This is a genomic window from Streptomyces sp. NPDC048278, from assembly GCF_040652195.1.
In the GTDB taxonomy this organism is placed as follows: domain Bacteria; phylum Actinomycetota; class Actinomycetes; order Streptomycetales; family Streptomycetaceae; genus Streptomyces.
In genome coordinates this window covers 1-9,988 of record NZ_JBEZLP010000074.1, presented here as the reverse complement: position 1 = coordinate 9,988, position 9,988 = coordinate 1, and the positions used below count along the sequence as shown (strand labels likewise).

At 69.7% G+C, this 9,988-nt stretch carries 11 protein-coding genes and 1 rRNA gene; 10 read left to right on the top strand and 2 right to left on the bottom strand.

The features are described from left to right. From rrf to AB0D74_RS50115, 10 genes are all read left to right on the top strand, one after another. A 5S ribosomal RNA gene (gene rrf, locus AB0D74_RS50160) occupies positions 1-85 on the top strand; the annotation flags it as partial. Between the two features lie 71 nt (positions 86-156). Further along, a complete protein-coding gene (locus AB0D74_RS50155; protein ID WP_362603329.1) occupies positions 157-801 on the top strand; it encodes an HAD family hydrolase in 645 nt (214 codons plus the stop codon). A gap of 93 nt (positions 802-894) precedes the next feature. Then, the gene (locus AB0D74_RS50150; protein ID WP_362603326.1) at positions 895-1,653 is read left to right on the top strand and encodes a VC0807 family protein; all 759 of its coding nucleotides are present in this window, start codon (positions 895-897) and stop codon (positions 1,651-1,653) included. 81 nt (positions 1,654-1,734) lie between these two features. Then, entirely contained in the window at positions 1,735-2,958 is a 1,224-nt protein-coding gene (locus AB0D74_RS50145) for an MFS transporter (RefSeq protein ID WP_362603323.1), read from the top strand. Then, complete coding sequence (locus AB0D74_RS50140; RefSeq protein ID WP_362603320.1) at positions 2,909-4,081, top strand: acetoin utilization protein AcuC; 1,173 nt, start codon at positions 2,909-2,911, stop codon at positions 4,079-4,081. The genes AB0D74_RS50145 and AB0D74_RS50140 overlap by 50 nt, the downstream gene beginning before the upstream one ends. 352 nt (positions 4,082-4,433) lie before the next feature. Next, positions 4,434-5,249 carry a phosphatase gene (locus AB0D74_RS50135; protein WP_362603317.1) on the top strand — a complete coding sequence of 272 codons (816 nt, stop codon included), beginning with the start codon at positions 4,434-4,436 and terminating at the stop codon, positions 5,247-5,249. Positions 5,250-5,379: 130 nt separating this feature from the next. Then, positions 5,380-5,589 (top strand): helix-turn-helix domain-containing protein, encoded by a 210-nt coding sequence (locus AB0D74_RS50130; protein ID WP_067299677.1) that lies wholly within the window; start codon positions 5,380-5,382, stop codon positions 5,587-5,589. A gap of 132 nt (positions 5,590-5,721) precedes the next feature. Beyond that, complete coding sequence (locus AB0D74_RS50125) at positions 5,722-5,820, top strand: AURKAIP1/COX24 domain-containing protein (protein WP_003948845.1); 99 nt, start codon at positions 5,722-5,724, stop codon at positions 5,818-5,820. Between the two features lie 170 nt (positions 5,821-5,990). Beyond that, a complete protein-coding gene (locus AB0D74_RS50120) occupies positions 5,991-7,076 on the top strand; it encodes an NAD-dependent epimerase/dehydratase family protein (RefSeq protein WP_362603314.1) in 1,086 nt (361 codons plus the stop codon). A 14-nt stretch (positions 7,077-7,090) separates the two neighbouring features. After that, positions 7,091-8,194 carry a lysophospholipid acyltransferase family protein gene (locus AB0D74_RS50115; protein ID WP_362603311.1) on the top strand — a complete coding sequence of 368 codons (1,104 nt, stop codon included), beginning with the start codon at positions 7,091-7,093 and terminating at the stop codon, positions 8,192-8,194. A gap of 120 nt (positions 8,195-8,314) precedes the next feature. On the opposite strand, the gene AB0D74_RS50110 is transcribed toward AB0D74_RS50115, so the two are convergent. Together AB0D74_RS50110 and AB0D74_RS50105 are read right to left on the bottom strand one after the other, a co-directional pair. Then, a complete protein-coding gene (locus AB0D74_RS50110) occupies positions 8,315-9,559 on the bottom strand; it encodes a DUF5667 domain-containing protein (protein WP_362603309.1) in 1,245 nt (414 codons plus the stop codon). Between the two features lie 242 nt (positions 9,560-9,801). Further along, a partial coding sequence (locus AB0D74_RS50105; protein ID WP_362603306.1) for a sigma factor-like helix-turn-helix DNA-binding protein occupies positions 9,802-9,988 on the bottom strand: 187 nt, incomplete at its 5' end.

Here is a 9,988-nt window from a genome sequence, read left to right as displayed (position 1 = left end):
TTACATTCCGAACCCGGAAGCTAAGCCTTACAGCGCCGATGGTACTGCAGGGGGGACCCTGTGGGAGAGTAGGACACCGCCGAACAATTCTTGGGAAAGGCCCACGCCATACGGCGTGGGCCTTTCTGCGTTTACGGGTTCGTTTAGGCTCGGGGTATGCGCTACGACCTGGTTATCTTCGACAACGACGGCGTTCTTGTCGACAGTGAGCCCATCTCCAACCGGCTGCTGGCCGCCTATCTCACCGAGTTGGGGCACGCGACCTCCTACGAGGACTCCATACGGGACTACATGGGATCCGCGATGCACCGGATCCACGACCTCGTCCTGGAGCGCACCGGGCAGCGGCTGCCGGACGACTTCGACGACGTCTTCCATGCGCGGGTGTTCGCCGCGTTCGAGGAGGAGTTGAAGCCCGTGACGGGGGTCGCGGGGGTGCTGGAGCAGTTGGCGGCGGACGGGGTGCCGTACTGCGTGGCGTCGTCGGGGAGTCATGAGCGGATCCGGGTCGGGCATCGGACGACCGGGCTCGACCGGTGGTTCGAGGAGTCGCGGATCTTCAGTTCGCAGGATGTGGGGCGGGGGAAGCCGGCTCCGGATCTGTTCCTGTACGCGGCCGAGCGGATGGGGGTCGTGCCGGAGCGGTGTGCTGTTGTGGAGGACAGTCCGCTGGGGGTGCAGGCGGCCGTCGCGGCCGGGATGGACGTGTACGGGTTCACGGCCATGACACCGGCCGACCGGTTGACGGGCGCCACCCAACTCTTCGCTGACATGGGGAACTTGGCTGACCTGCTGGAATGACCGGGGGCATGACGTGGGCGCTGACAATTGTCATGCCGAGCTCCGGACGTTCGTTTCTACTGGGGGACCCTGCCCGGACGCGAAGCTGAGGGCATGACGAAGACGACGAACACCGGGTCCCAGAGCAAGCAGCAGCAGCCCAGCGTGCTGGAGAACCTCCGGCCGCTGATCGTCGATGTGGCGGTGCCCCTCGGGTCGTACTACTTCTTCAAGGGGGCCTTCGGGATGAGCACCTTCGCGGCGCTCGCCTGGAGCAGCGTGGTGCCGGCCGTGCGGACGGTCTGGAGTGTGGTGAAGGAGCGCCGGGTCAACGGGCTCGCGGCGCTGATCCTGGTCGTGAACGTGGTCGGGCTGGCGCTCAGCTTCGTCTCCGGCGACCCGCGGCTGATGCTCGCCAAGGACGGCGCGGTCAGCAGCACCGTCGGGATCGGCATCCTGGTGTCGGTGGCGCTGGGCCGGCCGATGATGACGGCGGGGCTGAAGCCGTTCCTGCTCAAGGGGGACGCGGCCCGGGAGGCCGCCTGGGAGCGGCTGGCGTCCGGGAGCGCGGTCCGGTCGGCGGAGTTCCTGAAGAAGGAGCGGGTCTTCTCCGTGATCTGGGGCCTGGTGCTGCTGGTGGAGTGCGTCGCGCGGGTCGTCGGCGCCTACACGATCCCCGTGGACACCATGGTCTGGCTGAGCTCGCTGATGCTGGTCGTCGCGATCACCCTCGGGATGGTGGTCTGCGGAGGCGCCGCCGCCGAGCCGATGGCGTGCCTGATCACCGACGAGGTGAAGCGCCAGGAAGCCGAGCAGAAGCAGGAAGAGGGGCAGGAACAGGGCCAGGGACAGGAGCTCGCGGTCGCCGCCTGAGTGGCACAAAGGTAAAGGTGAAGGAAATTCATCTTTGGCTGGATCTACCCACGAGTACGCCGGGGCCCTACGCTCGCCGCCATGACAGATGTGCTGCGGCGCGGTAGGGCCTCGCTGGCGTTCAGCTTCTTCACTCAGGGTGCCACCTTCGCGCTGCTGGTGACGCGCATCCCTGCCATCCAGGACCGGTACGGCGTCTCCGACGCGCTGCTGCCGGTCTTTCTCGCTGCCGTGCCGATCCTGGCCGGCGTCGGCAGCGTCACCACCGAGCAGTTGGTGAAGCGAATACGGCCCAGCCGGCTGCTGCGCTGGACCCAGCCCGTGGTGATGCTGGCGCTGCTCGGGGTCGGGTCCGGCGGGGCGATGGCCGAGCTGGCGGTGGCCCTGGCCGCGTTCGGCCTGGCCGTCGGTGCGCTGGACGCCTCGATGAACATGCTCGGGGTGAGCCTGCAGCGGACGTACGGGCGCAGCATCATGCTCAGCTTCCACGCCGCGTACAGCCTGGGCGGGATCCTCGGGGCCTCGCTGGCCTGGGTGGGGGCGCACTGGCATCTCGCGCTGTGGGTGTCGTACCTGCCGGTGGTCGCGGTGCTGCTGCCGGCCGCGCTGGTCGGGAGCCGGTGGTATGTGGACGGTGATCCCGCGCCGGTGGAGGAAGGGGCCGCCGGTGAAGGCGGGGGCGCGGGCGGTGTCGTGTTCAAGGTGCTGCTGCCGTTGTGCCTGGTGATGACCTTCGCCTATATCGGGGACTCGACCGTCTCCAACTGGAGTGCGAAGTACCTGAAGGACGTGCTGGGAAGCAGTGAGCAGCTCGCCACCGTGCCGTACAACGTGTACATGGTGACCACGCTGGTCGGACGGGGCATCGGGGACTTCGGGGTACGGCGGTTCGGTGCCGTACCCGTCGTACGGCTGGGGGCGGTGGTGGCGGCCGGCGGGTTCGCGGTGGTGGCGGCGGCGCCGGGGGCGTGGGTCGGCATGGTCGGGTTCACCCTGCTGGGGCTGGGGTTGTGCGTACTGGTGCCGCAGACCTTCGCGGCGGCGGGGCGGCTGTTTCCGGGGGCTTCGGATGCGGCCATCGCACGCCTGAACATCTTCAACTACGTCGGGTTCCTGATCGGTTCGCCGTTGGTGGGGGCGCTCGGCGATGCGTGGAGCTATCGCGGGGCGATGCTGGTGCCGATGGTGTTGGTGCTGGTGACGTTGGTGTACGCCCGTTCGTTCGCGACCAGGTCGGACCGATACGGTGGCGGGCATGAGTGGCCGCGCACAGCTGATGTGGGACGAGGCAGTAACGGGCTATGACTTCGGTCCGGGGCATCCGATGGATCCGGTCCGGCTGGCGTTGACCCGGAGTCTGGTCGGTGCCTTCGGGCTCGACCGGGCGGTGGAGGTGGTCGCGGCCAAGCCGGCCGGGGATTCGACGTTGCGGCTGGTGCACCGGGAGGACTACATCGAGGCCGTGAAGGCGGCCTCGGCGGATCCGGCGGCGGCCGACCAGTCGTACGGTCTTGGGACGATGGACGATCCGGCCTTCGCCGGGATGCACGAGGTGGCGGCGCTGATCGCCGGGCAGTCGGTGGGGGCGGCGGAGGCGGTGTGGCGGGGGGACGTCGACCACGCCGTGAACTTCGCGGGCGGCTTGCACCATGCGATGCCGGGGGCGGCGTCCGGGTTCTGCATCTACAACGACGCCTCGCTCGCCATCGCGCGGTTGCTGGAGCTGGGGGCCGAGCGGGTCGCGTACGTGGATGTGGACGTGCATCACGGGGACGGGGTGCAGGCCGCGTTCTGGGAGGATCCGCGGGTTCTGACGATCTCGCTGCACGAGCATCCCCGTACGTTGTTCCCGCAGACCGGGTGGCCGGAGGAGGTCGGGGCCGGGGCGGGGGAGGGCTCCGCGGTGAACGTGGCGCTGCCGGCGGGGACCGGGGACGCGGGGTGGGTGCGGGCGTTTCACGCCGTCGTGCCGGAGCTGGTCGCCGACTTCCGGCCGCAGGTGCTGGTCACTCAGCACGGGGCCGACACGCATTTCGAGGATCCGCTGGCGCATCTCGCCGTTTCGCTGGATGCGCAGCGGGCGGTGCAGGTGGCGTGTCATGAGCTGGCGCACGAGTACGCCGGGGGGAAGTGGGTCGCGTTGGGGGGCGGCGGGTACGAGGTGGTGGATGTCGTGCCGCGGTCGTGGACGCATCTGGTGGGGGTGGCGGCGGGGCGGGAGGTTGCGCCTGAGGCGCTGGTGCCGGAGGGGTGGCGGCAGGAGGTGTTTGCCCGGACTCGGCAGTTGGGGCCTGGGCGGATGACGGATGGGCGGTGGCCGGTGGGGTGGGCGGGGTGGGAGGCGGGGTACGACCCCGCTGATCGCTTGGATCAGGCCGTGTTGGCGACGCGGCGGGCGGTGTTTCCGCTGCGGGGGTTGCTGGCGTAGGGGTTTTCTCGCCCCCGCCGCCCCTACCCGTCCCGTCCTTCCAGGGGGTGGGCCCCCTTCGACCGCCCGGTTCGGGGGCTGCCGCCCCCGGGCCCCCGCTTCGGCCTCCGGCCTCGTCCTCAAACGCCGGACGGGCTGAGATGTGGTGCCGACCGGCCTTCGTCCGCAAGTGGTGGACGGGCTGGAGGAGGTGCCGACCGGCCTTCGTCCGCAAACGCCGGACGGGCTGGAGAGAGTGCCGACCGGCCTTCGTCCGCAAGCCGTGGGCGGGCTGGAGGGGGCGTTACGCCGTCTGTGCGGTGTTTGTCGGTTCTGGGGGTCTGGGTGGGGTGGGGGCGTCAGGATGTGGGGTGTGGTGAGTGGTGGTGGGCTTCGGGAGTACTTGGTGGCTGTGGGGCTGGCGGGGGTGGTGGGGACCTCGCGGGAGCGGAGTCTGCGGAGTTATCGGTTGTTCGCGGCTCGGGATCCTCGGGTGTTGATCGGGATTGATCCGCAAGGGGGGTGGGGAGAGGCGGAGTTGATTCGGTTGATGGCTGCCAAGTGTGGGGTTTCGGACGATCCGCGGTGCGTTTCAGGGCATGATGTGATCGATCCTGAGCTGACGGTCGCGAGGCTGGACGCGTTCGCCGAGCGGGTGGGGGCGGTGGCCCGGAGGCGGGCCGCCGTGTTGTTCGGGACCGGGCATCCGCACCGGCTGATCGGGTTCTACGCCGGTCTCGCGGACGCGCTGTCGGCGGCGGGGTGTGAGGTCCTCACCCCGGCGCAGGGTCACTGTGTCGACATAACGACCCGGTTCGGTCTACGTACGTGCTCCCTCGAATACGTACGAGGCGTCGGGTTCATGAGAGAAGTGGGCCGTGAACGCCCCGGTTGTGCGCCGGGTGCGCACACGCATTCGCCGCTGCCGATTCGGGTGGCGCTGGATGCGGCGGCGAGGAGCGGGGGGCCCTTGCCCGAGCTGGTGGTCGGGGACCATGGATGGGTCTGCGGTGCAGGTCAGCTCGGGTTTGAGGCCATTGGTCTGGCGGATACGGATGACCCCGCGCTCTTCGTGGGAGAGGCCGAGGGGGCGGTGTCCGTCGCCGTTCCGGTTGATGACGGCGTGCGGTCTGATTACTACACGCCGCTTACCCGCTACGTACTCAATCGAGCGTGTCTGTCACAGTAGGCCGCCGATGGGTGCACCTCTTCCCCACTCGCATCACCCGCCCCTACATTGGGGAGTGAGCACGCAACGACGAAGAGTCACCGGAAGGGGAAGCCGGTGGCCCGTCGAGTGCGGAAGGTTCAGGTGTGTCATGGCAGCTGGCGAGAGGCCTCTGAACGAGGTTGTGTTCCTGACCGTGGCGGAGGTCGCCGCGGTGATGCGAGTGTCGAAGATGACCGTGTACCGGCTGGTGCACAGCGGTCATCTGCCCGCGATCCGGGTGGGGCGGTCCTTCCGCGTCCCCGAACAAGCGGTACACGAGTACCTTCGCGAGAGCTATGTGGGGGTGGAGACCGCCTGACGGCCGTTCCGGGATTCGTCCCGGGGCACCTCGATTACGACCTCAGCGCTCGGGCGGGTAGGCTAGCCCCTCGTAGGTCGTATGGGCCCATGATGCCCAGCACCGAGTGATGAGAAGTGAGCGAGGGTAGTCGTGGGCTCTGTTATCAAGAAGCGGCGCAAGCGGATGGCCAAGAAGAAGCACCGCAAGCTGCTCAAGCGCACGCGTGTTCAGCGCCGTAACAAGAAGTAATTACGGCGCCGAGCCGCGAGAGCTTGTGTGTGGCCCCCCACCAGTACGGTGGGGGGCCACTGCATTTTCCGGCCGTTGCGGCTTGTCGTGGCCTGCTGGGGGTCATGCCTGCGCAACATCGACCCGCTAAGTTGGCCCGCATACGGGAACACGGAAGAAAGGCGCTGATCTTGGGGAAGGTCGTGCTCGTGACCGGAGTGGCCCGTCAACTCGGGGGCCGGTTCGTGCGGCGTATTCAGCGTGACCCCGGGGTGGACCGGGTGGTCGCCGTGGACGCGGTGACGCCGGAGCATCATCTGGGCGGGGCGGACTTCATCCGGACCGACATCCGGCAGCCGACCATCGCCCGGGTGCTGGCCGAGAGCGGTGCCGACACCGTCGTCCACATGGACGTGACCGGGACGCCGCTGGGCAGCGGGAGCCGGGCCACCGTCAAGGAGACCAATGTCATCGGGACCATGCAGCTGCTCGGTGCCTGCCAGAAGTCGCCGAACGTCAAGCGGCTGGTGATCAAGTCCAGTACGAACGTCTACGGATCCGCGCCGAAGGACCCGGCCGTCTTCACCGAGACCACCCCGCCGAAATCCCTGCCCAGCGGGGGGTTCGCGAAGGACACGGTGGAGGTCGAGGGGTATGTGCGGGGGTTCGCCAGGAGGCGGCCCGACGTCGCGGTGTGCGTGCTGCGGTTCGCCAACATCCTCGGGGCGACGGCCGACACCCCGCTCGCCTCGTACTTCGCGCTGCCCGTGCTGCCCACCGTCCTCGGGTACGACCCGCGGCTGCAGTTCGTGCACGAGGACGACGTGATCGAGGTGCTGCGGATCGCCTCGCACGAGCCGGAGCGGGGAACCCTGAACAGCGGCACGTTCAACATCGCGGGTGACGGGGTGCTGTTGCTCTCGCAGTGCTCGCGGCGGCTCGGGCGGCCCACCGTGCCGCTGCTGCTGCCGGCGGTCACCTGGGCCGGGTCGCTGGTGCGGACGCTCGGCATGAGCGACTTCTCGCCCGAGCAGATCCGGCTGCTGACGCACGGCCGGGTGGTGGACACGGTCCAGATGCGCGAGACGCTGGGGTTCCGGCCGAAGTACTCGACGGCGGAGACCTTCGCGGACTTCGTGCGCGCCCAGGCCCCGGGGCTGCTGCCGCCCCAGGCCGTGGCCGCGGCCGTCGACCGGATCGCCGCGCTGCCCGCGCTGAGCGGCGGGCCGACGCCGGCGGGGGCCCCGACGCAGAACCCGACCCAGAGCGCCAACTGAGGAGCGCAGCAACGATGGCGGACGCCAAGGTCATTCCGTTCGACGACGACCGGTCCCGCGGGGCTGCCGTGCAGCGGCCGGCCGCCCGGCGCCGGGGTGCGGGGAGCCGGCGCAAGGGCGGCGGCGAGCAGGCCGCGGTGCGTGAGCCCGCGGCGGGGCGCGAGTCCGCGGTGATGCGTGAGGTCCAGCCTCTCGCCGGGCGGATCCCCGCGCAGGAAGATGTCCATGTGACCCGGGAGAACCCTGAGACGGGCGTGCAGCAGCCGCCGCATGACGAGGCCGGCCTGGAACAGCGTGTCGCACGCGGACTCGCGTTCCTGCGGCGGCGGCTGACCGGGGACTACGAGGTCGACGACTTCGGGTACGACGAGGAGCTGACCGACCAGGTCCTGATGTCCCTGCTGCGGCCCGTGTACGAGAAGTACTTCCGGGTCGAGGTGAAGGGCATGGAGAACATCCCGGCCCACGGCGGTGCGCTGATCGTCGCCAACCACTCCGGGACGCTGCCGCTGGACGGGCTGATGATGCAGGTCGCCGTGCATGACCGGCATCCGGCGAATCGTCACCTCAGGCTGCTCGCGGCGGACCTGGTCTTCGTGCTGCCGGTGGTGAACGAGCTGGCGCGCAAGCTCGGGCACACGCTCGCGTGCGCGGAGGACGCCGAACGGCTGCTGGCTCAGGGCGAGCTGGTGGGGGTGATGCCGGAGGGGTTCAAGGGGATCGGGAAGCCCTTCAGCGAGCGGTACAAGCTCCAGCGGTTCGGGCGGGGTGGGTTCGTTTCCACGGCGCTGCGGCAGGGGGTGCCGATCATTCCCTGTTCGGTCGTGGGGGCGGAGGAGATCTACCCGATGATCGGCAATGCGAAGACGCTGGCGCGGGTGCTGGGGATTCCGTATTTTCCGCTGACGCCGACGTTTCCGTGGCTGGGGCCGTTGGGGGCGGTGCCGTTGCCGACGAAGTGGACGATTCAGTTCGGGGAGCCGATTCCTACGGACGGGTATCCGCCGGAGGCGGCGGAGGATCCGATGCTGATGTTCAATCTGACGGATCAGGTGCGGGAGCAGATTCAGCACACGCTGTACAAGTTGCTTGTGCAGCGGAGGTCGGTTTTCTTCTGAGCGCCGCTGCGGATTGAGGTGCGATGGTGAGTGCGGCGCCGTCGTGGTTGCTCGCGCAGTTCCCCGCGCCCCTGAGGGGGGCTGAGGGCGCCCCTCGGAAAAGGGGCGCCCTCAGTTGCGCTAGTTGCTGCTGTCCTCGCTGTCGATACCCAGGCCGGGTAGGAGGCCTGGCAGGAGTGGGGGCAGGGTGACGTCTGGGGCGCTGGAGGCGCTCTTGGACGGGGACGGGGTGCTGGAGCCGGTCTTGGGCGGGTCCAGGAGGCCGCCTGTGGTGCCGCCGATCAGGCCGTTGTCGGCGGTGCCGGAGGCCGAGCCGCTGGGGCTGCCGGTGCCGGTGTCGTGGCCCGAGGCGGAGCTGCCGGAGGAGGACGGGGCCGTCGACCGGTGGCTGCCGGAGGAGCCGGTGGACGCCGTGCCGGAGTCCTGTCTGCCGGTGCCGCCGCCGGTGTTCCGGGACGGCTGGGGGAGCAGCGACTGGAGCGGGCCGACCTCTTGGTCTATGGCGTCGAAGACCGACGACACCTGCTGGCTGACGTCCCCGAGCTGCACCGGGAGCTTCTGGCGCAGGGCGCCCCAGGCCTCGCGGTGGGACTGGGCGAAGGCGGACAGGGCCTGGATGGGGCCCAGCGACTTCGGATCCCGCTCGTACGCCTCGTGGAGCAGGCGGTGGCCCTCGGTGACGTCGTGCTGCATCCCGGACAGGGTGCGGCGGATCTCGCCGATCGACTCGTGGTCGAGGTGGCCGCCGCGGTCCCGCTCCATGAGCCGGCGGGCCTCCATCAGCCGGGTCGAGGCCTGGTCGAGGTAGGTCTGGCCGCGCTGGTCGTCGCCGTCGGACAGATAGTTGAGCTTGAAGTCCTCGATGCCGCGTTTGAGGCCGTACAGGGAGTCGCCGGGCAGGGCGTCGGAGCTGGCGGCGGCTACCCCGCCGAAGGCTCCGGCGGCCACGCCGACGCTCAGGCCGCCTGCGGCGAGCCCCTTGGTGAGCCGGGAACGCGGTCGCAACTTGCCCAGCGGGCTGGCCCGATGCGCGCCCTTGGCCCGCGACGCCCGCTGCTCGGGTACCGAAGTGCCTGCCGCCCCGCCCAGGGTGCCCTCCGCCAGCATGGCCTCCATAGCGGCCACCAGCTGGGCCCGCTGGACGACCTTGACCTCCGGGTCGAGCTCCGGCTTGGGCAGCTCGGCGAGTCCGGTCGCCAGGGCCAACAGCTCGCCCTGCTCGGTCCGTTCGGCCCGGTCCGGGGCGGCCGGCGGATCGCCCGTCGGTCCTCCGGACGGCTCGGCCGCCGGGTCCCGGTCGGGCTGCTCCTCCAGGGCCTGGGCGAAGGCGTTCGCCCGCCGGTGGGCCGATACGTTCGCGATCACTGGCGGCACCTCCTCTCGTCATGACGGTCGACTCCCCAGGGGGTCCTGAGGGTTGCACGCCCCCGACCAGTCCACACGATCGGGTGATCGGGGCTGGTCGGACGTGACCACAGGGAGCCTGTATCCCGCACAACGAGCGGCTCGGCACTTGGGTTACGGACGGCCGGTGATCGGCTGCGAAAGTCAACGCGCAGTCACCGAACGTGAGTTGGGTGTCGCCCAGGGTGCCCGGCTCGGCGTGTTCAGCGTGCGTCGTCCGGGAGGAGCCGGGCGAGGGTGCGCACGGCCCGGTACTGGAGGGTCTTGATGGCGCCCTCGTTCTTGCCCATCACGCGGGCGGTCTCGGCGACCGAGAGGCCCTGGAGGAAGCGGAGCGTCACGCACTCCTGCTGCTGGGGGTTGAGGCGCCGTACGGCGTCGAGCAGGGCC

What these genes read in the sequence shown, in the direction of transcription:
- AB0D74_RS50155 (WP_362603329.1), top strand. Translation starts at nt 157, where the DNA reads ATGCGCTACGACCTGGTTATCTTCGACAACGACGGCGTTCTTGTCGAC.
- AB0D74_RS50150 (WP_362603326.1), top strand. Translation starts at nt 895, where the DNA reads ATGACGAAGACGACGAACACCGGGTCCCAGAGCAAGCAGCAGCAGCCC.
- AB0D74_RS50145 (WP_362603323.1), top strand. Translation starts at nt 1,735, where the DNA reads ATGACAGATGTGCTGCGGCGCGGTAGGGCCTCGCTGGCGTTCAGCTTC.
- AB0D74_RS50140 (WP_362603320.1), top strand. Translation starts at nt 2,909, where the DNA reads ATGAGTGGCCGCGCACAGCTGATGTGGGACGAGGCAGTAACGGGCTAT.
- AB0D74_RS50130 (WP_067299677.1), top strand. Translation starts at nt 5,380, where the DNA reads ATGGCAGCTGGCGAGAGGCCTCTGAACGAGGTTGTGTTCCTGACCGTG.
- AB0D74_RS50115 (WP_362603311.1), top strand. Translation starts at nt 7,091, where the DNA reads ATGGCGGACGCCAAGGTCATTCCGTTCGACGACGACCGGTCCCGCGGG.